Origin of the sequence: Bradyrhizobium sp. 160 (genome assembly GCF_023073735.1) — a bacterium.
Classification (GTDB): Bacteria; Pseudomonadota; Alphaproteobacteria; order Rhizobiales; family Xanthobacteraceae; genus Bradyrhizobium.
Window position 1 is genome coordinate 1 of the sequence record NZ_JADPKD010000052.1, and the last position, 23,203, is coordinate 23,203.

A 23,203-nucleotide genomic window follows, 5' to 3' on the forward strand; every position below is an offset into this window, starting at 1 on the left:
CGCATGAACAGGTTTGCGAAGATTGGAGGCAACCCGACGCGAGGCGCCGAATTCGGCCGCTTTGGTATGGTTTTGGCGCCGATCTTGCAATAGCCGTGTAATCCGCGATAGGCGGAGATAACTTGAGCAAACGCAAACCCGCAACGCTGATAACCGGGGCTAACGGGTTCATTAGCTGGCACCTTGTACTTCCGCGTCAAGGATATGGGCGACTCGTTGAGGTTCGAGGTCATCTTCCAGTTGATCAATGCTGAAACAACTGCTTCACCGGTGTCGACGCCGTGGTTCATTTCACAGCGAGTGTACATTACAATATGATTAGCACGCCGCTCAACCGTAACCGTCAACATCGAGGCATATTAAACTTGGCGCACAGCGCAGCGTCAGCAATGTTCTGGTGCACGGCAGCAGTAACGACGGCCGCACTCTGTTCAGCGAGAACGACGTCCTCACGCCATTTAGACTTCATGAAATGTACAAGACTACCGCCTAGGCAGGTCTCAGGACACTGGCGGGCGGCACCCTCGTGAGGATTACCGGGATCGATCAGGCGACTCCCTTTGTCTATGGCCCAGACCCTGAGGGAAACTTTGCGCTGCTGACGCGAGCGGTGATTTAGGGCTGCCATTGCCCCTTGCTGCGATCGAAACCAACGCTCCCTCTTGAGAACTCAGAACCTCTCGTCATTCATGCCGCGATGACTGGCCGATGCCGCCCATGCGAACAATCTCGAGATTTCTTTAGGGGCAGACAACGAGCAGGAAGGAGGCAGACCTAAGCTCAATCCGATCCCGCTTGTGACCCGATCGACGGTCTAAGCGCATCGTTCGGCTTGCAATCGCTCTCCCTCGACGATAGCTTACATAGGCACAAAGGCCGCTATTGCAGCACCAAGTTCTTCGGCCATGGAAACGTTATGTGTTCCCAAAGCAGCCAGAAATTACGATTGGTCTTCGCTGCGATCGCGCTAATTTTTGCATGGTTTATAACTGCCGTCCTGACGTATGACGATGATCCTCAGATCGCCGCCAAATTGGACAGACTTCGATAGCTTTCCAATAACGGCCGGTTAGATGACATGCCGTTCAACGTCTTGAATTTAGTTATCGGACCTGCCCTGGCGCTGACTCGTTATCACATGGCGCCTCGACAATCTCGTCAATGACCGCGTATGGGTGCTTGTTCACTTCATCGAAGATGCGCCAAGTATACTCGCTGATTACACCCAGCATCACGATAATCAGACCCAGAAGGAATGAAATGAGCGCTGCAAGCGTGGCGAATCCAGGCAGCTCGATCTTGCCAATTAATGCACTAACCACGACCAGTGCGCCGTAACTAAAACTCGCAACGGACACCAGCAAACCGATAGAGGAAATGATTCGCACAGGCGCGAACGAGAACGAAAAAATCGAGTCGATCAGCAATTTCCATTTCTTGCCGAACGTCCAGCGCGATTTCCCGTGCTTCCGCGCGAGACGCTTATACTGGATCTTCTCGGGAGCAAAACCCAGCCAGAACGGGAATAGCGGAAAATTGACGTGCTTCCCGCTCTGGCGCAAGTAAGGCACGAAGACCTTGTCCATCAAAGCCAGATCGAACCCCTGCTGCGGGTAGGACGGCGCCACGAATTTACGAAGCAGCTTGTAGTATACGGCCGAGAACATCTTCGTGCCCAGCGGGTCGTCGCGGTCGGTGCGTTCGCAAATGACGTACTTCTTGCCCTTGAGCCAATGGGCAACCATCTCCGGGATCAGGTCGGGCGGATCCTGCAGATCAGCAGCCAAGAAGAGAAAGGCGTCGCCAGAAAGGTGATCGATGCCCACTTTGACGGCGCTGATCGCGCCAAAATTGCGTGCGAGCTTGATCACCTTGGTGGCCGGCCGGGCAAGCTTGAATTGTCGCAACAGCGCCAGCGAATTGTCGCCAGAACCATCATCTACGAAGATGAGTTCAAGCTGGACGCCCTGCTCCTCAAGCTTACTTTCAACGTAGCCGAGCTTGCCGAAGAGATCCGGCAAGGCTTGCTCATTGAAGTAGACCGGCACGACAACGGATACAATCTTAGCCATCACGACTTAGCCCAGGAGATGATTGAACTGGTAGCTTGCGCAGCAAAGCAGCAATTCCAATACTGCAAAGCAGCGTCACCGCCAGAAATACTTGATACATCTGGTTCGACATCCAGGGGCCCGTATACATATAGAGCATTTGGTCGGGAAAATTCTGGAAGTCGCCAGTCCAGAGACCGACGTTGATGCGAAGCCAGCAGCGCGACAGAATGAGTCCCATACCTGCAATGGAATAGGTGAACCACCAATCGATCCGATACTGCTCATCGAGCTGGTGGAGAACCTGGCAGACCAGCACGATCAGCACCGGCCACGCATTCAGGAATTGGCGGGATTCCGAGCCGATCGAAAGCGCTGCAAACAACATCGTGAATAGCGTGAGTCCAAGTCCTTCGCTCCATGCTACAGCGGCGACGCGACGCCACAAAAACACGGCCAACAGGTAGAACGGACCGTAGTGCATTGCGTGGGCGACTGCGTTCACGAGCGGATTGGCAAGCGACGCCTGAGTGAGCAGCCCGATGTACCGGACGATCGTGAGCGGCCCCGGCGAGTGGTCCGAAAAATAGCTAGTCAGCCATTTAACTGCGACTACGAGCACCAGCGCGGCAACAATCGCACGCCAGTCGACACGCCGCAGCGCGCGCAGTCCCGCCGGCACATTGATCAGCGGAAGCTCGGCCAGATAAAGATATCCACCATAGAGGAGCGCACATAGTGGCAGAAGCATCAGCTTGAGCTCAGTCGTGCCGGGCGTTTGGCGGAGCCCCTTCACGAAGTAGAGCCATCCCGACAGAACAAGCAAGAAGAGACTGTTGGCTAGCGCGAGCACGTGTGCATGGCGCGGGATAGGCCCAGCCTCCAATTTAGTATGACCAAAAGCGATCAAGAGAAACGAACCATAGATCATCGTGGGCCAGACGAAGCCGGACACTAAGCTGAGCAACCAGAGAATCTGCAGATAGCCGCGCAGATAAGCCCAGATGATGGCTAGACCCAGGACGTATCCCGAGATGTCGGTCAATGTCGGATTGTAGGAAAGATTGGTTAGAACTGCATAGTTGAACAGGAATCCGGAGACTGCCAAATAGGCGATGTTGCGTCGCCAGCCATAATGGCGCGCAATAGACAACATCAACGCAATGCCGCCGCATAGAAGCGCGCAGTTGAGGACAAAGAACGCGCGAATGACTCCCGTCGGAGAGCCGATGTCGTAGTGCAACCACTTGCTCAGAAAGTGCACGACCAGCGACGGCAGTATGCGACCCACATAGTATTCGGAAAGGTCGTTTTTGCGCAAAACCTCGAGCGTATCGCGCTGAGCCCAGTCAGCGTAGGCCGCCCCGTCCCAGCCAAGACCTTCATTATGCTGGATCCGCTCCCCGTGGTAGAACCAATAGACGAAAAGAAGGCCACACCCCAGCAGGACAAATAGCGCCATGAGGTCGTGAACGTCCAAGCGCCTCCTGTAACCTTTATCACTAGCTCTCATCGATCGACCATAAATCCTGCTCTTTGCCGCGCCCTCACAATGCGATGCCTCTCTGATCCTGAGAGATGGGAGGCGGCGTGACAAGCGTGAGCATGCAGGAGGAGGCCTCTCAAATGCGGCGGCTAGCCTTTACCTGCATTGCAGGGTAAACGAAGTGGCGAGGCTTCGTCTTTACTTCTCAATCTGCCTCCGTTCAACCGGAATGAAGTCGAAATCATGTTTAGAAACTGGGGCGCGAAACATCAATCGGCTGGCTGCTTTCTTGTATCTCATCGGCGTTCTCAACTAAGACAGCGGACTTTGGACATCCAAGACCGGAAATGCATCGATGTCGCTCGCGAGCCCGCTCAGGCGGTACCTACGCTGGCTATTTTGGCTTGTGGGCAACCAACCATCCGGCGTCGCAAGGGGCTTCTTCAGGAGAGCGATGTCGACGCGCTCCATAAATGGATGGCCGACGAATTGGAAAGAGCCGGACTCACGTCGATGCGTTGCAATATTGCGCTAGCATCTCGAGCATCGTCGAGCGATATCGCCAGCCCACGCCACGGGGCGAAGCCGCGCTAGGCATAATCGCTGATCTCCTGACGTATTCTCCCATCTACGCAAACGGGAGCGTGTTGATACGCGACAAGCCATCAGATCTCGAGGCAGCCGCCGCTGCAAGCATGCGCGAGCTCTGTTCGAGGTTACAGTCTCGATACGCTCGTTCGAGAACTTTTTGCCGCTCGCAGAAGCCGCACGCTGCACTGCGTGAATCTGCAAAAATCCCTTCTCACAGAGCGAGCCTAGTCATATGCCTCCTCGGGTGCTAGCGACACTCTGTTGGCTGTCACTCGTACAGGTTCGACGCTCCTAGATTACATCCCCATTCATCAAGAAGCGAAGCTGTGGCAGTCATCGCCGCGATGTCCTAGATCGCCATTGCTATGTTGCGTCGACAAAGTTCAGCTTCGGCTTGTTTACCATCATGACTCCATTCCTTTAGATCATTATCCTTTCAGATTTACCTAGATCACCAGCTCGTGCGCTTCTCTGCTTACGGCACGAAGTCGGTTCGCCTAGCCGCTAGTCCACGCGATCGACATATCTCTGAGCGCATACTACCGCTCATCTTCCCGTCCCATCTCGGGGGGGCCAGCTTAGGCTCGCACTGCTACTGATGCGTACGCGTCTGTCCAATCACGTTGAGCAATGTGCCTCCTGGCCGCCTGCACTTCTGCTGCGGCTGTGGTCCTGGTCCAATTTTCGGGTCAGGCCAACCTCTCCTGCTGCCCCTAGTTGCCGTCGTTCTCATTTTAGCAAATCTGCTCGCAGTGGGACCGGCTGATTGTCGGAAGAGTATTCGAGTCAACATCCCATGTTCACCATCCTGTCGAGCGCCCTGGACGTCTACAGTTCACTTTTTTCGACCCAACCTCGCATCTACTTCCGCCAAATACCATTCTCTTGAAGCCGGTGATTACCTATCCTTGCGCTGGGTCGCTTCCAGTGGTGATGCAAAACACCTAGGGGCTGGGCTACAAGAATGCTCGTTCTTGACGGAGAGGAATCATAGCCTCAGTTTGACCGACCTCGACATGAGCCATGCAGGGCCATTTTCGCCATCGCCAACTAAGCGTCTCCCGGTTCATTTCTGCGTCAACCGGGCGCTGCTGACTCAAGGCTGGTGATCCGGTTTTTCCGTTGAGTGGCTGAGACGACGGCAGATCGGTGAGATGACCCTCAAGTGCGGAACCAGTAACGACCGTCGGACCAGCCGATTCGTGACTGTCTTCGCTTTCGCAAGGATCGCTGCGCGCTCAGGTATGCAGAAGATTACGCAGGTACGACGCGTAGTCACCCTTGCCCATTTGAAATGCCAGTCGCTCGAGTTGAGCCCGATCGATATAACCCTGGTTGAACGCCACCTCCTCGGGGCAGGCGATGCGGAAGCCCTGCCTCTTCTCGACCGTCGCGACAAACTCCGCAGCATCGAGCAAGCTCTCGGGTGTCCCCGCGTCAAGCCAGGCGAAGCCACGTCCCAGTCGCTCAACGTGCAACTGCTCACGATCAAGATAGAGTTTGTTTAAATCAGTGATCTCGAGTTCTCCCCTGTTCGAAGGCTTGATAGTCGAAGCCAAACTTGCGACCTGTTCGTCATAGAAATAGAGACCTGTGACAGCGAAATTCGATTTGGGCTTCAGCGGCTTTTCCTCAATGGAGCGAGCCTTGCCGCCTTCACCGAATTCTACCACGCCGTAGCGGTTCGGATCCGCCACCTGATAGGCGAAGATCGTCGCGCCGTTTGTCCGGCCCGTAGCGTTAGCCAGCAACCGGTGAAGCCCCTGACCGAAGAATATGTTGTCGCCCAGAATGAGCGCCGAGCGGCTACCCTGAACAAATTCAGCACCGATGACGAACGCCTGCGCAAGACCACCCGGCGTCGGCTGCTGCGCATATGAAAGTGACAGGCCCCACCGGTTGCCATCGCCAAGCAGGGCTTGGAATTGAGGGAGATCGTGCGGCGTCGAGATGATCAGAATATCGCGGATGCCCGCGAGCATCAGAGTCGTGAGCGGATAATAGATCATCGGCTTGTCGTACACGGGCAACAACTGCTTCGAGGTTACCAGAGTCATTGGATATAGCCGCGTGCCACTGCCGCCAGCAAGAATAATTCCTCTCAAGGTGGCCTCCTACTCCTGTGAGATACGATCGAGGCATTCATCCAGCGACGTCTGCAGTGCTGGTAGCGTTATGCCAAAAACTGACTGCAGGCGCCTGGTCGAGAGGCGTGAGTTCGCCGGACGAACTGCGCGCACCGAATATTCGGAACTGGAAACCGGAGCGATCTCACTCAAATTTGAGCCCCCAACTCTCTGCCCAATCAAGCGAGCAAATTCGTACCAGGTCAAAGCATCGGGACCAGCAATATGCGTTATTCCGGAGTAGTTCGAACGCCAGCCTGTCCGGACCAGCCGACGCGCCAACGTTATTGTGGCCTGAGCCAAGTCTGGAGCATAACTCGGACAGCCGATCTGATCATTGACCACCCGAAGACGTTCCCCCGCAACGAGTTTGCGCCAGATCGTCCGGACAAAGTTAGTACCAAACGGTGCATATACCCAGGAGGTCCGCAGAACGATATGCTGGACGTTCGCTGACGCCACGGCTCGCTCTCCTTCCAATTTCGAACGTCCGTAGACGCTTTGCGGATTGGGAGCATCCTGTTCCTCGTAGAAGCCGGGTTTCGTTCCGTCGAAAACATAGTCAGTCGAAAAATGAATGATGGGAAGCCGAGCGCCTGCAGCAGCAGCCGCAACCTCCCCAGCACCATCGCTGTTAATCGTGAACGCAAGCTGCGATTCGTCTTCAGCTCTATCGACGGCTGTGTAAGCAGCCGCGTTGACAACGATGTCGGGGCGAAATTCCGAGACCACCGCAGTTACCGCTCCGCGCCGCAACAGATCCGCATTAGGACGTCCGACGGATTGGAGAATGAGATCACTCTCGCTGGCAGCCGCTTCACGTAACGATCGGGCAATCTGGCCTTCGCGACCGACGACCAAAAGCCTCATGAGCCTTGCCCGATAAGTCCCAGCCGCTTGCCGCTATAGACGCGCTCCCGCAACGGGCGCCACCAATCGGCTCGGTCCATATACCAGCGCACCGTCTTTTCGATGCCTGTCTCGAACGTTTCGTTAGCACGCCAGCCCAGCTCGCCTTCCAGCTTCGTTGCGTCGATCGCGTAGCGGACATCGTGCCCCGGTCGATCCTTCACGAACGAGATCAACTCATGATGCGACGCGCCGGTTGGGCGCAGCCGGTCCAGCAACGTGCAGATCTGCCGCACTACGTCCAGGTTGGTCTTTTCATTGCGTCCGCCCACATTGTAGGTTTGGCCCGGACAGCCCTTGACCAAAATAGTGGCGAGAGCGCGCGCGTGGTCTTCCACGTAAAGCCAATCGCGGATATTCAAACCATTTCCGTAGACCGGGAGCGTCTTGCCTTCGAGCGCGTTCAGGATCATCAAGGGGATGAGCTTTTCGGGAAACTGGTAAGGCCCGTAATTGTTGGAGCAGTTCGAGACGATCACAGGCAGGCCGTAGGTCCGATACCATGCCTTCGCCAAGTGATCCGATCCAGCCTTGCTGGCCGAATATGGAGAGCTCGGGTCGTAGGCCGTTGTCTCGCTGAAAGCGCCCTCCGCCCCCAAAGATCCGTAGACCTCGTCAGTCGAGACGTGCACGAAGCGAAACGACTGGGCAATGCTCGCCGGGCTGCGCTCGATATAGCGACGCGACACGTCCAGGAGCGTGAACGTACCAAGCACGTTCGTTTGCACGAACACCTTCGACTGCACGATCGAGCGGTCGACGTGAGTCTCGGCCGCAAGGTGAACGACCGCCCCGGGTTCGTACCTCGTGAAAATCGCATCGACGATTTCATGATCGCAGATATCGCCTTTTTCGAAGGCGAAGTGTGAGCTGCTCGACACGGGAGCGAGCGATGCCAAGTTGCCCGCATAGTTCAGGTTGTCGAGCACGACAACATCGAGCCCGAGATTGGAGATGAAGTGACGACAGACCTCAGATCCGATGAACCCGGCCCCCCCAGTCACAAGAACTCGCATGATCGTCCTACAACTTTATTCGGAGAGCGGTGTCGTCTGGCCAAGACGTCTAAGACTGCGATCTTTGTTCGACAAGATGGCCTCGGCGTGGGAGATGCGCCAATCGATTTGGAGCGTGGGATCATCCCACGCGATCCCCCGCTCATGGGCCGGCGAATAATAGTCCGTTGTCTTATAAATGACCTCGCAATTGTCGTCCAGCGTGACGTAGCCGTGCGCGAAGCCGGGCGGAACCCAAATCTGCTGCCAATTAACCTCAGATAGTTCGACGGCAACATGCTTCGCATAGGTCGGCGACCCCTCGCGAACGTCCACTGCAACATCGAGAATGGCCCCTCTCGAGCACCTCACGAGTTTCCCCTGCGCGCGCGGCGCGACCTGGTAGTGCAGGCCGCGTACGACACCTCTGCTCTTGGAGACGACGTGATTATCCTGCACGAAGGCCGTATTGACGCCATAGGCGGCGAGGAGATCTTCCCGAAACGTCTCCGAGAACGAGCCACGATCATCGACATGCCGGAACGGCGTCACCAGCAACACATCAGGAATGGCTAAGCGTTCGATTTTCATGGGTGTCGTCCCGTTTGTTCAGTGCCGGCAGCCCGCCTGCGGAGGCCGTCAAATCCGGCCAAAGATCGCGGCAAGATAGAGCGCAAAATTTTCAACGGCGGTCTGCCGATAGACCCCTGAGCGCCAAAGTAGCCACAACCGAGCAGGCAGCCAAGCCGTTCGCGCGTGGGCAAACAGATCGAGGATTGCGACGTTCTCGGGAAGCAATTCCGAGCGGACCCGACTGAGTAATTTGAGGTTGATATCGTTCCATGCAGTCATTTGCCCGGAGGCTAGCCCAAGCGCCCGCGTGAGGCGCGCCTGAAGACCGACATTCTTTCCGAACACGTTTTCTCCGTGCTGCCGGTAGGCAAGACTAGGCCCAGGATGGTAGTGTATGATGCCTCCAACTCCGGCAATGATCTGATAGGTCCACCAATCGTGCGCAACCATCTGTGCTTCGGTCGGGGTTTTCTGAAGAGCCAGTCGGGCGGCCCGGTTGAAAATCATGGTGTTTCCACCGCCGATGCTCTGAACCAGCGCATTGGCGAACCCCGGCGTGCGCCCGAACTGCCGCGAGAAGCCGATTGGTGCTCCCTGCCGGGTCACAAGCTGGGTCCGCGTGCAAAAGAGAGCGGGCTTGTTCTCCGGTATCCGCTCAAACCACGCTACAGCATCCGCCAGCTTGTCAGCGAACCAGACGTCGTCCTGGTCGCTGTAGCCGAACAGGTCGCCTGAAACATCAGGGCAGCGGACCAGCGATACGAAATTCTGCCAGAATCCCTGTCGCGGACCGTGGAGGATAACCACACGCTGCGATACGGATTTTGCGAATTCCTCAATCAACCCGAGCGTGCCATCGGTCGAGCCATCGTCAGATACGATAAGCTCCCAGTTCGAATAAGTCTGGGCACGATAAGACTCGAGTTGCTGGAGAATGAACTCGGCCCCGTTGCGGGCTGCAAGCAGGATCGTGACTTTGAGATGCCTGGACAATTGAATCCGCTCGCGTGCTGACCCCTGGGGTTCACTCAAGGGTTAGCCCTGGGCACTGAAATCAGAGGCGCCTGCGTACCAAATCGCGGCGACGCTTTCCACAGCCTTTTATGCTTCCGGCGGAGTGAATTTAGGCCGGGCCGATGCCTGGGAAGGTCTTGCCGTTAGGCTGACAGTCGTTGGGGTCGCATCCTGCTGACATAGTCGCGTAGCAGGGCCACCATCAGCCCGGCAGCCAAACCCATGACGATACCGAAGATAGCAATAAGACCCCGGCCCGCTCCGCCAATCCTGACCGATGAAATCCCACCTATCATCTCGGTCGGTGAGGACTGATATTTGTCGCGCCTGATTAGGAGAAATCTCTGGCGATCGATTTCCCTTATCTCTTTGGCGTTCCTTTCCATGCTCAATGCAATGGTTGCCAGAGTCATCGACCTGTCATCCACGCCCGGATTACTCGCAGACGTAAACGCTTTCTGCAAGTTCGATTGCACTTCGCGCAGGGTGACAAGCTCCTTTGCATATTCTTCTGCGAGAAATTCGGTTTCCGAGCGGGCCGCCCGTGCGAGCTCTTCGTGCATGGACCTCAGCTGGTTGAAAATCGCAGTTGCGAGATGTCCTGCCTCGTCCGCATTAGTTCCCCGCACCGCGATGCGAATCAGCCCCGTTGACGGCACTGGATCGAACCTTGCGGCGGCATCCGAAGAGCTGCGCGCCACCTGCGACTTTACACGCAATCGCTCCAGGAGGTCTTGAAGCGGCTCAATTGACCGAGCTGCACCGGCCAGCGCATCATAGACGGTACCGATCCGAACCGTGGCTTGTGCCTCCCACTGCGGCTTAACCCTGCTTAGAGGCACAATTGCGATCAAGGCTACGATCACAAAGGTCGCCAGGGCCCATCTCCATTGCCGGATCAGGAGACGCAAGAATTCTCGCGCCTCGATCGAGTCAGGTCGCGCGGCTTCTTTCGCTGATACCGATGCGCTCTCATGGGCCATGATCAATCAGCTCTCCTTCAGCCGTTCATGCATCGCAGGAAGAAAATGTCCAGCGATTGGAATCATCAAACAGACCACCACGAAACCGAAGTTCGTCCAAGTGAACGCCTGTGGTGCAAAGGGAGACATGATGGACACATACGCGAACCGGAGAAAAATCAAGAAGCGCCAGAGCGAAACTTCTCCGCATAACAGCAGCATGCTCCAAAGCAGCATACCGTAAAGCGCCAAAACGCTAAGAAGCGCGAGTCCCCATCCGGCCGCCATCAGGAATGGAAGGAATTCCGTGCCGACATTAATCGTCGGTGCATCCAGTGGTATGTCCGTCCCAAGCGTCGCCACCGAACCGGCGAAGGGGACGAACTGACTGATTAGAAAACTGGCATTGTGATAGCCCTTCGCCAGAATGGAGGAGAAGTTGTAAACGCCAGCGCTCACATATAGCAGCAGCCACTTCACCCCTTCTGGGGAGCTCCGGAAGAAGCTGCTCAACGGCAAGGTGAGACCGTTCAAAGTTCCCGAGCGAACCGCTCCAAGCAGCGAAAAAGCGACTAACCCTCCGAACAGTAGAGGCAAAATCACCTTCCAGGAAAACAGTGGTGAGTTCCTCTTTTGCAGCGCCAGCGTAAGTGTCAGCGAAAACAAGGCTGCGAAGAGACGATTCCGGTCGATTACAAGTATCGGAAAGATAAGGCCTATTGCGATCAGCGCAATGCGCACGGCTTTGCTCTTGAAACAGAGCAATGCGATAGGTGGCAATATCCAGCTCAAATTCGAGATATGCCGAACGTGATTGCGCCCCCCCTCGAACGTCGCATAGGACGAGGGATCGACGATGAGCGGGATAGGGAAGAAGGTCAAATCAATGACGCAGAAGGCGGCCACTAGGCAGCAAAGTGCCGCGGCAATCGCCCCCTGACGCGTTCCCGAGAAGTCCATATCCTGAAATGACTGCAGTGGCGGCAGACGAATAGCGAGGATGACATCCAGCGTTACGATGGCGACAGCGGCAGTCGCGAAGAACAGCACGCCCCCAAGCGTGCCTAGCGAAAATTCAAAGCTGACGAGCATCACCGACAACGCCAGCACGATCGGGAGCGCCAGATAGAACGATGGATAGCGTAGCGCCTCGCTCACTGAAGGATCCCCAGTCGGGCGGACGTCGAAGCGAGTGAGGCAACGGCCCTTAGGCCGCCGAACATCAGAACATTCCAGGCTGATGCGCCATATCGACATTCAAGATAAGCGATCTTTGCCGCGATCAGCCTTCCCTGTGCCTTCAGCATCGTCCCGTATCGGCCATTGAACAAATGGACATTCCGGCTGACCGCCTCGGCCATGTTACGCAGGTTAGCGATCCGCCTCGCAGTGTCCCTGGTTTTGCTGGTGTTGGTGCCGTGAACCCGATAGGCACCCACCTTCACGTCAATAAAGCCGATCACATCCATCGCAGCAAGACGAAGGAAGAAGTCCCAGTCATCGATCAGCAGGTTCTCGTTCCAGCCCTCGGCGGCGTCGAGTCCCTTCTTCCGCAGCAGCGGCACCGGACCGCCAATCGCCCATCTGCAGATGATTTCGCGCCGAATTCCCTCGTCAGTCAGGTAGCGGGCCTTGTCGACGTTAAACAGACCGACCATTGCGCTGTCATGAATGATCCGATCCTGGTCATCGACCACGATCGAGTCGCCGACGACCGCAAGCTTGGCTGGATTGGCTTCGAGGTAGGCGACCTGCGCGGCAGTACCGTCGGCCAGAAAATAGTCGTCGCTCGCACCGAGCCGCAGATAGTCGCCGCTGGCCAGCGCGGTTAGTTCGTTGAGCGTCGCAGCAATCCCCCTGTTCTCCCGGTCGACGTAACGGATATCCAATGACGATCTATTCCTGGAAACCCAGTTCGAGATGATCTGCGCCGTACGATCGCGCGAGCCGTCATTGATGACCACAAGCTGCTTATTGACATATTCATCGAACAGAACGCTATCGAGGCATCTCTCGATAAACCGCTCATGGTTGTAGGCGGGAATGAGAAATGACACCAACGGAACCTCCGCCGCCCTGTTCACCACGGCGTGGTCCGGACCGATATTCATCACGATTGCAGACCTTTCCCGTAGCTTGGCAATCGGCTAAGGCACGAAGGAGGTGACAGCCAACGAACGCGACGCTCGTCAACTATCACAGGACGCATGTCAAAATTCTAACGCTTGAATTCGCAACATGCGGCGATCACCTGTTTGACCTGCTCGGGCCGTAGCGTCGGCCCAAGTGGCAAACTCAGAACTTCACGATGAAGTCTTTCGGAAATCGGAAGCGACAGACCATGCAGACCCAGATACGCCTTCTGCAGGTGCGGAGCGACAGGATAATGAATGAGCGTCTGGATGTTGCGGGATGCTAGATAACTTTGCAGCTCCTCACGGTGCTCGCATTGGACGACGAAGACATGCCAGACGTGAGTGCCGGGATCACAGGCCACAACGGGCAGCCGAATTCTCGCATTCTTGATGCCCTCCAGATAAGCGGCCGCAATCTCGCGGCGCGACGTGATCTCGTTCTCGAGATATTTCAGCTTAACCCGCAATATCGCCGCCTGAATCTCGTCCAGTCGCGAGTTGACCCCTTCGCAGTCGTGGTAATATTTGACTTTGGAGCCATAGTTTCTCACAGCGCGAAGCCGCTCCGCCAGCATCTCATCGCTCGTGACGATCGCACCGCCATCACCGAGCGCACCGAGGTTCTTTGTCGGGAAGAAGCTGAACGCGGCTGCGTCGCCAAAGGCGCCTGCCCTCTTACCATCGCGCGTTGCGCCATGGGCCTGTGCCGCATCCTCAATCAACAGGAGGCCGCGTGCCTGCGCGATAGCGCTCAGCTCCGGCATGGCCGCCAATTGTCCATAGAGATGGACAGCCACGATTGCGCGCGTCCTCGGACCAATCGCGCGCGATACGCGTTCAGGATCGATGTTGAAGGTGAGCGGATCGGGCTCGACGAGAACAGGCCGCAACCGGTTCTGGGTGATTGCCAGAATGGTCGCAATGAATGTGTTGGCAGGGACGATGATTTCGTCGCCTTCGGCGATCCTGCCAATTTGCATGTAGGCGCGCAGGGTGAGAATCAGCGCATCCAGGCCGTTTCCCACGCCGACGCAGAAGCGCGACCCACAATACTCCGCGAATTCGTGCTCGAAGGACTGAAGCTCCTCGCCCAGGATGTACCATCCCGACTCGATCACTCGGGACGCTGCAGCCTTGAGCTCGTCGATGTATGGGGTGTTGGCCTCTTGCAGGTTCAGAAACGGCACCATCATTCTAGATCCATCTCATAAAAGTCGTGAACAATACCGCGCCCCCCGAAGCCCTCCTTCTGTGACGCGAGGCCCTCGTTAAGATAGCGGCCCGCCTGCTCGGTCGAAATCCCGAAACTGAAGTAGCGCCTGTCGGCATAGACGTCATTGACGAGCTCGGATATAACAAGATCGAGCGCGCCGGTTGTTCGGCCTAGCTCGCTCGACCCCATGTACTGCGTGTGCACCGTGCTGCCAAAATCGTAAATAATGACCCCCGCTTGCAGCAGGCCGTCTGCCCGCGCCTCATAGAGGACAATCTGGTCTGGAAATCGGGATTTCAGCAATTGCAGCTCGGCGAGCGAATGGACCACCTGACGGTCGCGGTCGCTGGCCTGCTCCAGGAGAAGCCGATGGAATGCGTCGAAGCTGTGCGACGCGCTCACCACAACGTTCGCCTTCCTAGCTTTGTTGATCGTCCACTTCCGTCCCTTGGAGTACTTTGGCGCCTTGCCGATTTCGACGACCGAGGAGATATCCCGACGCTGCAGTCGCGCCCCCATCCTGAACAGAGCGTACAAGTCCTCCTCTGAAGGGTAGCGGTGGAACACGTGGGGCACGGCCTTATAGATTAGCTTTTCTCGTCCGGCGGAGGCGTAGTGGAAGGCGATCTTTTCTATGGCCTCAAGCGACGACTGCGCCCGCATGTCGGTTGTCGAGAGCAGTCCGCCATAGGTAAGCCCGCCGTGACTACTGATGGTGTTGCCGTGCAAGCTCGCCGGGAATACCGCGCAGGGCCTCTCATCCTGCAGAACGATCAGCGACTGATCGACAAAGCGATCAGAATGGTAATCCATGTAGGAGCGAAGGTGCAGGAAATTGCCCGTTCTGGACTGCAGAACGATCGCATTCCAAGTCTCCTCGTCCGAAGCCGAGTATGATCGAACGTGGATCATTCGCCTTATCCATCGGGACTAGCCAAGCGTGCCGCTGGAACGCGCAACACCAAAACCTTCAACGCCCATGTCATTGCCATTGTAGAACATCAGGACGTTATCGCGGTGCTGGATCAGGGCGGGGTAGCACAAGGTGCGGGAGTCCCATCCCGAGGCGCTCAACGAGATGCCCACATCCTGGTCTTTACGGACCCAATTGCGTCCGTCAAGCGAATAAGCGATCCCAGGCAGGTAGTCCCCAGAGGTAGTTCCATACGTGAAGTACATGACGAACTGACCCCCTACCCGATAGACGCGGGGCCGTCCGATCCGGTACTCGTCGCCTTGTGGCTTGAGGCAGTCGTGCCCGAGCCGCGGCACGGCGAGCAGATCCGGCGTCTCGACATAGCGAATGTGATACTGGGGATACGGTTTGCCACCGATGTACTGCCAGCCGTCACCGCAGGCGAACCAGATCTTCCATAGTCCCCGCTCGAACATCACGGAGTGCACCGCGCCAATCGTGGTCTGGCCTGGCCCGCGGTCGAGGATTGGCGCCTCGGACAATCTGGTGAAGCTTTCGCCGCCGTTGGATGACTTTGCCAATCCCGTAAAGGCGAGGAATTTTGCTTTCGCCACCAGCTGAAAGCCGACGTAAAACATATATATGCCGTCGGCCGTCGGGACAACATCGCCGAGAATAACTCCGTTGTCATCGAAACAGCCGTCCCGACCAATGTCCAGGACGGGACGATGCGACACTCGTACGATCTTGGCGGGAGCATCGGCAAGCACGTCGACATAGCCAATCCGGCTAACGCCCGCCCCGTCCCTGAATCCCGCATAGACGCGAATGGTTTCGTCGTCCAGGCGCATCGGCGTGGGTGTCAGAGCCGAGTTCGCCATCCAACTCCCGACGCCGTGGTCAGATATGCGAAAGGTCAGTCCCTCTTTTTCCCACCTGAACATTGGGCCGCTCAAGTCTCGGTATCCTGACTAGATTTGCCCGGGACAGCGCGGGCCGGCATTGTCGCATAGATCTTGTCCGGCTCGGTATCCTTGGCGATCAGCGAACCGGACCCGATAACACAACGGGGCCCGATCGTGATATGGTCGTTGATGGTGGCATTGACGCCGAGAAACGAGCTCTCGCCGATATTGCAATATCCGGAAATGACAACGTGGGAAGTGACGAACACATTGTCATTTATCACAGAGCGATGACCCACGTGATTGCCACTCCACAGCACGCAATTGTTCCCGACCGTGACGAAGGGCTGAATCACATTGTCCTCGAAAATGAAGGTATTTTCGCCAATCTTGGCATTACGCCATACGAAAGCGCGCGAGCTGACGTACGTTCCGAACCGGTATCCCTTCTGCTTGGCATCGTGGTAGAAACGCGTGCGCAAGCGATTCAGCTGTGTGGAAGGAATTGCAACGAAGACGTCGTACTCGCCCGGCGGATAGCGGTCCGCCAGTTCGCCATAAGGAACTACCGGGAGTCCCTCCAGCTCCGAACTCTTGATGAACTCCGCATCAACCGAAAAGGCCACAACTTCGTAGTCGGAGTCATGAGAGAAGTACTGGAATGCGATCTCTGCGAACTCACCTGCTCCGATGATGACTAGGCGCTTCATCATTTTCTCTCCTGTTTGACGAGCGTGCAGAATTCCTGATAGTCGCGAATGTAATCGCTCGGATCGTAGAGCCGATCCGCGAGCACCATCAGTACGCAATCAGGGCTAAATTCGGACATCTCACGCCAGACCATGCTCTCCAGCAGCAGCCCGCGATAAGGAGTGTCGAGCGTAATCTCGGTCGTGTCGAGCCCGTCGTCCAGATGTACTTTGACGCTTCCCGCGACCGCGATCATGAGCTGCTTCAATTGGCGGTGCGCATGATAACCGCGACGAACGTGGGACTTGGTGTCAAACAGGTAGTACACGCGGCGAATCGTGAATGGAATGTTGCGCTGATCTTCGAGTGCAACCAACATTCCACGCTCGTCTCCGTGCCGATCGAAATCGATAAAGGTGACCCTCATAGCCCCAAATTCTCTCGAAAACCAAGTGACTTAACCTTTACAGAGTTTTGTCTTGTGGTCAACGCGCGCCCGAGTGACAGGTCATCGCAAATCGGATCCACATGATCCGTAGCTCCCGTCGCCTCAATCAGACAAGGAACAATGTTGCTGCCTACGGATGGTTGGCCAGCACACACCAGAATGGTCGAGCGCGTCTCCTGCGGTTCACTGAATTGAGTTACCGTAATACAATCAGGGGGTGAATCAGACGATCGGGGCTGAATGAAGCCAGCGGCGCGCTCCAGCCCGCCTTGCCCACCAAAGAGAAACCTTCTAATTCTGCTTCGGAAGCAGCATCTTTCACGATCTCCTCGGAGCGTTTCCTGGCCGCCAACTGAGCTGCTGACTTGCATTGATACACGTGCTCATTCTCAACTATCCGCGCTTTCTCTCCTGGCTGTGCCGGCACCACGGTGGCCCGGCTACGCCGCTCGATATCTGCCCGGAATGTCAGCCTGTTAGACGTCACCGAGTTTTACTCCCGCAGCTCGCCAAGGTCGGGCAGGTCCCGGTCGACATCCGCATCAACAATGCATGGATCCATGCGGCCTACGAGCGCGAGCACGGCGCTGTCATTACGTCGCCGCTTCCTCTAGGCAGCATCGCGCGATGCGTCTCCGCCCTGCATTGTGGCTCTTTTCACGTCCATGATGGAACCCTTTAGCATGCAAACTCGGGTCCTCGACGCGCAATCGGAGACCATCTGATACAGATTGAAGATCTTCAGACCCAGACCTCATGCTAAATCAACACCTGCTTCACGTTGGAACGCGCCTCGTGCACCGGATCAAGGTGGGCGCCCGCTATTGGTCGGCAACGTCGGCATCTCACCGGTCGCGCGGCAGGACTTGTCGGTGTATGACCTCTCGATCTCGCAATGTCGGCGTCGCTGACTTCTTTCGCAGCCACTGCGCTTCGGCCAAGATCGTTCACCTGGCTTTCGAGCCCCAGTTTCTCGACGCTCTCCAGCCGGCACCTTCCCGCGGGAGCGATGTCTCCTTCGTCGTCGCCGCTTCTGCAGACCGGCAAGAGCGGCTGGCGCAGCTCGAGGCGGTGGCACGGCGCCATAACGTGAAGCTGTTCGGGAGCGGCCTGCGCACGCTCTGCATCTCATCACGGCTTCACCGCTGTTAGCAAAGTGTGTGAGGTGTCGAAATGTACCAAACACTGCGTCACGCCGAACTCTCATAGCGGCGGTTGGAGTAGTTCGCAGCCGGCAGCATGGTCCGAAACTATTTTGATCAGGGAAGCGGCAGTAGCCGACCGTGTGAAGCGGCTGAAGCATGGCTAGCGCTCGCCCGGCCTTGAGCGCGACGCCGGTTTATCACGCTCTCAGGTCTAGATGGGAATGATACCCATTAGATGCGCGCGAACTCTCCTGGCGAGAAGTGGACTTGCCGCCAGTCCGAGGATGATGCTCCAGATGGTGCACTCGATAAGGAAATGTACGAGTCCGACTGCCGGCACAAGCGACGCAATGAACGCGCCCAGACACCATCCCACCAGCAGGATAGTTAGTGACAGGGCAAGTAGGAAAACAGCGTGGCGCAACCAGTGCTGCAGCGTTTGACTCATGATCACTAGGGCCAGCAAGCCGAATTGCACGCCGACATCACTCGCGACGACGGCAAGGGCCGCGCCCAGCGGCCCTAGCGTCGGAATCAGGACCAGTGAGAGAACCAGGAAGACGATGAGCTGCAGTCCCTTGGTGCGTACCAGGAGATCGCCACGGTTGCTGTGATAGGCAAAAACGAGCGCCAGCAAGGAGGGTGCGACGGCGGCGGAGCCGAGCAAGAGTGTGACAGTAAGCGGCGCGTCATAGGGAATGCTGCCGTGGGTCCAAAGCACAAAGAAATCGCCCCAGAACGCAAGCAGGCCCGCAACGATCACACTGGCAAGCACGGTCACAAGAGCCGATCCATTGGCATAGAGCCGTCGGAGGCGCTCCTTGTCACCGACGGCATAGTCGTGCCCGAGCTCGGCGGCCAGGGGCATGCTCGCCTGCTGACAGAGTCCGCGGACCAAGCTCGCTATCACGCGGGTCAGCCCCCACTGGGCAACCGCAATGCGATCACTGACCAGCGCGCTCACCAGCAACACCGGCACATTGACCAGCGCCAGTTCTGTGATGCTGGCTGCCGCAAAGGGGAAGGCTAATCGGAACTGTCCGACACTCCAGCGCCACGAGACTGAGGGGCTTGTTTGAAAGTGGCCACGGCGCAGAAACGGGAACAGGCGCGGCGCATCGAGCAGGATGAGAAACAACGCAAACAGAACCTGCATCGAAACGAAGGCAATCGCTACCGCGAGCAAGCTGCCGAAGGCGGCGACGGCTAGCAATTGCGCGACCTGGCTCAGCAAAAGCGCGACATTTTGCAGCCAGACGGTGCGACCATATTGACCTCGCACACGATAGAGGCCGGACACCAGATTGGCCGGTACTGTCAGAAGCGTGCCTAGCGTCATCGCCAAGAACGCGGCATCGAACGTGGGCATCGGATGGAATCCGAGCATGCTCGACGGCGGCCAGAGCTGCGCCCCCGCGACAAGCAATATGCCGAGGACCATGACGGTCCCGATATAGATGCGTAGCATTTGACGATAAAGTTTTGCCGTGCGTCCATCGCAATCGGTGCAAGATTTGAAGGCCAGAAAGCGATTGACGGCGCGCAACTGCAATCCTGAATCCGCGACGACCATGAGGCTTCCGGCGGCATAGAGCGCGAACCACGCCGCGAGCATCTCGCCGCTCCAGAAATGCAGAAATGCCGGGATGAGGAGAAGCTGCTGAGACAGCCCCAGTAGCGTCTGAGCGAGGTTTGCCGACCAGCCGTAAACAAGCCGCTGAAGACGCCCCCCGCGCGCAGTGGAAGCGCCCGCGTCCGACCGTTGCAAGGAGATGTCGTTCAAGCGCTGCTCCCCTGGGCACAACACCAAGCAGGCAGCCCGCGGAAGCTGTATTGAGCGAGGCGCGACATCATGGGAATCTTGTGGCAGGCTCAACTGCGGGCTTGTTATCCAGCAAGCCTCTCAGTCATCGGATCGCCAGCTTTTAGCCAATAAGGCGGCCTATTTCAACTTGGGCCGGCCCTTCACCAAGATCACGGAACGAACCGCCGGTCACGCAGCGGCCAAAACGCCACCAGCACTCGGCCGCTCCGCAGCGGCAGATAAGCACCAGAGCCTTTCGTGGAGGACAAAGCTTAACTCACGAGATGCCACCCCCCGGCGGCGTTCACAATACCAATTTGTCCGTTGAGCGCAATTTGAGTGCCATTCATCTCCCAGGCTGTGAGGACTTGCGTGGAGCTGTTGGAGAACAGAATGTCGGATTTGTGGTCGCCGTTGACGTCCTGGACCCCGGCATAGGTATCGTTGGAGCCGGCGGTGCCGACCTGCGGGTTAGCAATGACCTGCGTGCCGTTGAGCTCCCATACCGCAACACCGTGGCTGATGTCGTTCAGCAACAATAAGTCGGACTTGCCATCGGCATTGAAGTCGCCAAGATCGCCAAAGCGCCATCCACCGGACGTGTTGATCGTACCGATCTGCGGGTTCGCGGTCACCTGCGCGCCATCCATGAGCCAGACTGCGACACCGTGCGAGGTATCATTGAGTAAGAGCAGATCGCTCTTGCCGTCGCCGTTGAAATCGCCGACGCCTACATAGTGCCATCCTCCTGAGGCATTGATGGTGCCGATGGTCGTCTGGCTGGAAACTTGCGTACCATCCATTAGCCAGATCTGAGCATCGTGCGTCGTGTCATTGATCATCAACAGGTCGGCTTTGGCGTCGCCATTGAAATCGCCTGTTGTAGCGTAGTGAAAACCAGAGGCCATCGTGCCGACCTGCGGATTCGCAGTTACTTGCGAGCCATTCATCTCCCAGACCGCGACGCCGTTGCTTGCACTATTAACGAGCAGCAGATCAGATTTGCTGTCTCCATTGAAATCGCCCGTGTCGGCGAAATGCCATCCTCCTGCGGCATTGATCGAGCCGACGGTCGTCTGGCTCGTTACCTGTGTGCCATTCATCAACCAGACCTGCGCGGCGTGCGTCGTGTCGTTGAGCATCAGCAGGTCACTTTTGCCGTCTCCGTTGAAATCGGCCTCTTTGCTAAAGTGAAAGCCTAAAGCCATCGTCCCAACTTGCGGATTCGCAAGCACCGTCGTCCCATTCAACTCCCAAACTGCAACCCCCAAGCTGGCATCATTGAGGATCAACAGGTCGGTATTGCTATCGCCATTGAAGTCTGGCGCATGGGTTGCGACGCGGCTGACGGCGGGTGTACCGGTCAGCGTCGGGCTCGCTACCATGACATCGGCAAACTGGAAATATTCGATACCGGAGACGGTATCGGTGCCATCAGGTGAGCCGCTGCGCTGGTCGGCCACGGTGAAGGTCTGTGTCGTCGCGTTGTACGAAACCGCGTAGCTGGGCCGGCTGCCCGAATACACTGCAGTGTCGGTGCCCGAGCCGCCATTGATGGCATCGTTGCCCCCCCCGCCGGTGATCGTGTCGTTGCCGCCCGCGCCGTTCAGCGCGTTGGCGATGGCGTTGCCCACCAGCGTGTCGTTGCCGGAGCCGCCGATGGCGTTGTCGATGTAGGAACGCGCGTCGCCGTTATAGAGATAGGCGTTGTAGACGTTGCCCGATGCATAATGGCCATCGCCGAGATAGGCCAGTTGAACGGAGGAGAATACCGACGACGCGCCGGGGTTGAGGTTGATGCTCAGGTTCGTCGTGTAGTTCGACAGGTCGTAGGTGTCGACGCCGCCGCCGTCCCAGACCGTCTCGTAGATTCGGTTGGCCGAACCGCCGGCGCCGCCGCCCGGCGCGGGCTGCCCGACGCCGTTGATAAACTCCTGCCCCGTGGTCGGATTCCAGGTGTACACCGTGTTGCTGCTCTGGGTCGTGAAGTTCGGGCCGTACATCGTCTGCAGCGCGAGGATGTCGTTGGCCATGTAGGTCTGCGGATATCCGTAGGCCTCATTGGTGTACCCGGTCGTCGTGGACGCCCCGACATAGCTGCGATAGCTCATGACGGTATATTCGCTGTCGTCGTGCGCGGTCGGCACTGCGACGTTGGCCGGCCCCCCGGCCTCCTGGCTGTGCTTGAGGCCGACGGCATGGCCGAGTTCGTGCAGCGCGGTCGCAAAGTAATAATTGCCGAGCTTGGCGAGCGAGTAATTATATTGAGTACCGAACCAGATGTCGCCGCCGGAGGCATAATTGCCGGGATAGTAGGCGTAGGAGGTTGGGCTGGCCGACGGCGACTGCGCGATCATGATGTCGGCGCCGTTCGTGCCTGCGTACTGGATGTTGGCGTTGGTATAGCTGTTGATCAACCCGATGGCGTAGTTGATCGCCGTCTGCATCTGGGTCGGCGCCGAAGCGAAGCCCGACGTGGTCGGCTCGCTGCTGCCGCCAGTGTACGGATTCGCGTAGTCGCTGGACGAGTCCGGGAAACTATAGGTGATCGCGCCCGACCATTTATAGCCCGACAGCAGACCATCGACATCGGCGTTGTTGGTCTTCGTGACCGTAACTGCGGTTGCCAAAGCGAATCTCCGAAGCAGCAGGCCCCATCCAATTCGAGGGGTTAACAGATTATTCTAGCTAGAGGGTTAAGCGTTTGGTTTAAATGGGGTGAGACCGCTCGGACCTATGCCATAATGCGCTGTTTCGCTATGAGATCCAGTAGTCATACGGGGCACGAGCAAAAGCTTCGGTTCCCGCGACTCTCGTCATTCGCAGGGTTTCATGAAGAGACGTTCACTCGCAGCCGGCCTGTTTGGCGCCCTTGCGGCGCACGCCGGATTCGATCACACGCGGTTCGGAGGACTGCCCGTCATGGTGGAGAAAGCCAATGCGGATAACAGCGGCAAGGCGGGCCGCTCGCCCACCATGCCAATGGCTCGCGATCCTGCCGTTGCGGTGGCCGAGGAATACGAAGCTGCCCGCCGGAAGGGAACGCGGGAGGCGTTCGAACTCTTCATTGCGCGCCACGGCGACAACCCGCTGGCCGAGCAGGCGCGCGCGGAACTGAAGCGCCTGTCGCGCTGATCCCTTCACGCAGCGCAGCAAACCGCGCCAGCCATTGCATTTCGACAGGCGGCATCCGCGCCGGCCCAGGCTTGCCGCATGGCCTTTCGGCACTATGGTAGGCCC

Annotated in this window: 20 protein-coding genes; 1 reads left to right on the plus strand and 19 read right to left on the minus strand. The window is 57.4% G+C overall.

From position 1 onward, the window contains the following. From IVA98_RS19480 to IVA98_RS19570, 19 genes are all read right to left on the minus strand, one after another. Positions 1-290, minus strand: a 290-nt coding sequence (locus IVA98_RS19480; protein ID WP_247355347.1) for a hypothetical protein, incomplete at its 3' end; no start/stop codon positions are given. Between the two features lie 813 nt (positions 291-1,103). Further along, positions 1,104-2,072 carry a glycosyltransferase family 2 protein gene (locus IVA98_RS19485; protein ID WP_247304186.1) on the minus strand — a complete coding sequence of 323 codons (969 nt, stop codon included), beginning with the start codon at positions 2,070-2,072 and terminating at the stop codon, positions 1,104-1,106. Further along, positions 2,065-3,531: a hypothetical protein gene (locus IVA98_RS19490; protein ID WP_247304185.1), complete on the minus strand. Its 1,467-nt coding sequence runs from the start codon at positions 3,529-3,531 to the stop codon at positions 2,065-2,067. Before IVA98_RS19490 ends, IVA98_RS19485 begins: the two co-directional genes overlap by 8 nt. A gap of 1,835 nt (positions 3,532-5,366) precedes the next feature. Then, on the minus strand, positions 5,367-6,233 hold the full coding sequence (gene rfbA, locus IVA98_RS19495) for a glucose-1-phosphate thymidylyltransferase RfbA (protein WP_247304184.1): 867 nt from the start codon (positions 6,231-6,233) through the stop codon (positions 5,367-5,369). A gap of 9 nt (positions 6,234-6,242) precedes the next feature. Beyond that, positions 6,243-7,124: a dTDP-4-dehydrorhamnose reductase gene (gene rfbD, locus IVA98_RS19500; protein WP_247304182.1), complete on the minus strand. Its 882-nt coding sequence runs from the start codon at positions 7,122-7,124 to the stop codon at positions 6,243-6,245. Beyond that, positions 7,121-8,179 carry a dTDP-glucose 4,6-dehydratase gene (gene rfbB, locus IVA98_RS19505; RefSeq protein ID WP_247304181.1) on the minus strand — a complete coding sequence of 353 codons (1,059 nt, stop codon included), beginning with the start codon at positions 8,177-8,179 and terminating at the stop codon, positions 7,121-7,123. Before rfbB ends, rfbD begins: the two co-directional genes overlap by 4 nt. Positions 8,180-8,194: 15 nt before the next feature. Then, positions 8,195-8,749, minus strand: a complete 555-nt coding sequence (gene rfbC, locus IVA98_RS19510; RefSeq protein WP_247304179.1) for a dTDP-4-dehydrorhamnose 3,5-epimerase — start codon at positions 8,747-8,749, stop codon at positions 8,195-8,197. A gap of 48 nt (positions 8,750-8,797) precedes the next feature. Then, complete coding sequence (locus IVA98_RS19515) at positions 8,798-9,763, minus strand: glycosyltransferase family 2 protein (protein ID WP_247355348.1); 966 nt, start codon at positions 9,761-9,763, stop codon at positions 8,798-8,800. A 125-nt stretch (positions 9,764-9,888) separates the two neighbouring features. Then, positions 9,889-10,734 (minus strand): GumC domain-containing protein, encoded by an 846-nt coding sequence (locus tag IVA98_RS19520; RefSeq protein ID WP_247304175.1) that lies wholly within the window; start codon positions 10,732-10,734, stop codon positions 9,889-9,891. Then, positions 10,735-11,865: a hypothetical protein gene (locus IVA98_RS19525; protein WP_247304173.1), complete on the minus strand. Its 1,131-nt coding sequence runs from the start codon at positions 11,863-11,865 to the stop codon at positions 10,735-10,737. It lies immediately after the preceding gene. Beyond that, a complete protein-coding gene (locus IVA98_RS19530; protein WP_247355361.1) occupies positions 11,862-12,818 on the minus strand; it encodes a glycosyltransferase family 2 protein in 957 nt (318 codons plus the stop codon). The genes IVA98_RS19525 and IVA98_RS19530 overlap by 4 nt, the downstream gene beginning before the upstream one ends. 107 nt (positions 12,819-12,925) lie before the next feature. Then, positions 12,926-14,035, minus strand: coding sequence for a DegT/DnrJ/EryC1/StrS family aminotransferase (locus tag IVA98_RS19535; RefSeq protein WP_247355349.1), 1,110 nt, complete (start codon positions 14,033-14,035; stop codon positions 12,926-12,928). After that, positions 14,032-14,967: a GNAT family N-acetyltransferase gene (locus IVA98_RS19540; RefSeq protein WP_247304169.1), complete on the minus strand. Its 936-nt coding sequence runs from the start codon at positions 14,965-14,967 to the stop codon at positions 14,032-14,034. Before IVA98_RS19540 ends, IVA98_RS19535 begins: the two co-directional genes overlap by 4 nt. 18 nt (positions 14,968-14,985) lie before the next feature. Further along, positions 14,986-15,852 carry a glycoside hydrolase family protein gene (locus IVA98_RS19545; protein ID WP_247355350.1) on the minus strand — a complete coding sequence of 289 codons (867 nt, stop codon included), beginning with the start codon at positions 15,850-15,852 and terminating at the stop codon, positions 14,986-14,988. Positions 15,853-15,923: 71 nt separating this feature from the next. After that, positions 15,924-16,589, minus strand: a complete 666-nt coding sequence (locus tag IVA98_RS19550; protein ID WP_247355351.1) for an acetyltransferase — start codon at positions 16,587-16,589, stop codon at positions 15,924-15,926. Beyond that, on the minus strand, positions 16,586-16,993 hold the full coding sequence (locus IVA98_RS19555) for a sugar 3,4-ketoisomerase (protein ID WP_256467132.1): 408 nt from the start codon (positions 16,991-16,993) through the stop codon (positions 16,586-16,588). Before IVA98_RS19555 ends, IVA98_RS19550 begins: the two co-directional genes overlap by 4 nt. 217 nt (positions 16,994-17,210) lie before the next feature. Beyond that, positions 17,211-17,501 (minus strand): hypothetical protein, encoded by a 291-nt coding sequence (locus IVA98_RS19560; RefSeq protein WP_247304161.1) that lies wholly within the window; start codon positions 17,499-17,501, stop codon positions 17,211-17,213. 869 nt (positions 17,502-18,370) lie between these two features. Further along, positions 18,371-19,942: an MATE family efflux transporter gene (locus IVA98_RS19565; protein WP_247355352.1), complete on the minus strand. Its 1,572-nt coding sequence runs from the start codon at positions 19,940-19,942 to the stop codon at positions 18,371-18,373. Between the two features lie 293 nt (positions 19,943-20,235). Further along, complete coding sequence (locus IVA98_RS19570) at positions 20,236-22,593, minus strand: FG-GAP-like repeat-containing protein (RefSeq protein ID WP_247355353.1); 2,358 nt, start codon at positions 22,591-22,593, stop codon at positions 20,236-20,238. Positions 22,594-22,885: 292 nt separating this feature from the next. Here IVA98_RS19570 and IVA98_RS19575 point away from each other — a divergent pair, with 292 nt between their 5' ends. Further along, positions 22,886-23,098: a hypothetical protein gene (locus IVA98_RS19575; RefSeq protein ID WP_524536392.1), complete on the plus strand. Its 213-nt coding sequence runs from the start codon at positions 22,886-22,888 to the stop codon at positions 23,096-23,098. Positions 23,099-23,203 lie beyond the last annotated feature (105 nt).

What these genes read in the sequence shown, in the direction of transcription:
- IVA98_RS19485 (WP_247304186.1), bottom strand. Translation starts at nt 2,072, where the DNA reads ATGGCTAAGATTGTATCCGTTGTCGTGCCGGTCTACTTCAATGAGCAA.
- rfbD (WP_247304182.1), bottom strand. Translation starts at nt 7,124, where the DNA reads ATGAGGCTTTTGGTCGTCGGTCGCGAAGGCCAGATTGCCCGATCGTTA.
- rfbB (WP_247304181.1), bottom strand. Translation starts at nt 8,179, where the DNA reads ATGCGAGTTCTTGTGACTGGGGGGGCCGGGTTCATCGGATCTGAGGTC.
- rfbC (WP_247304179.1), bottom strand. Translation starts at nt 8,749, where the DNA reads ATGAAAATCGAACGCTTAGCCATTCCTGATGTGTTGCTGGTGACGCCG.
- IVA98_RS19530 (WP_247355361.1), bottom strand. Translation starts at nt 12,818, where the DNA reads ATGAATATCGGTCCGGACCACGCCGTGGTGAACAGGGCGGCGGAGGTT.
- IVA98_RS19535 (WP_247355349.1), bottom strand. Translation starts at nt 14,035, where the DNA reads ATGATGGTGCCGTTTCTGAACCTGCAAGAGGCCAACACCCCATACATC.
- IVA98_RS19540 (WP_247304169.1), bottom strand. Translation starts at nt 14,967, where the DNA reads ATGATCCACGTTCGATCATACTCGGCTTCGGACGAGGAGACTTGGAAT.
- IVA98_RS19545 (WP_247355350.1), bottom strand. Translation starts at nt 15,852, where the DNA reads ATGGCGAACTCGGCTCTGACACCCACGCCGATGCGCCTGGACGACGAA.
- IVA98_RS19550 (WP_247355351.1), bottom strand. Translation starts at nt 16,589, where the DNA reads ATGATGAAGCGCCTAGTCATCATCGGAGCAGGTGAGTTCGCAGAGATC.
- IVA98_RS19555 (WP_256467132.1), bottom strand. Translation starts at nt 16,993, where the DNA reads ATGAGGGTCACCTTTATCGATTTCGATCGGCACGGAGACGAGCGTGGA.
- IVA98_RS19575 (WP_524536392.1), top strand. Translation starts at nt 22,886, where the DNA reads ATGGTGGAGAAAGCCAATGCGGATAACAGCGGCAAGGCGGGCCGCTCG.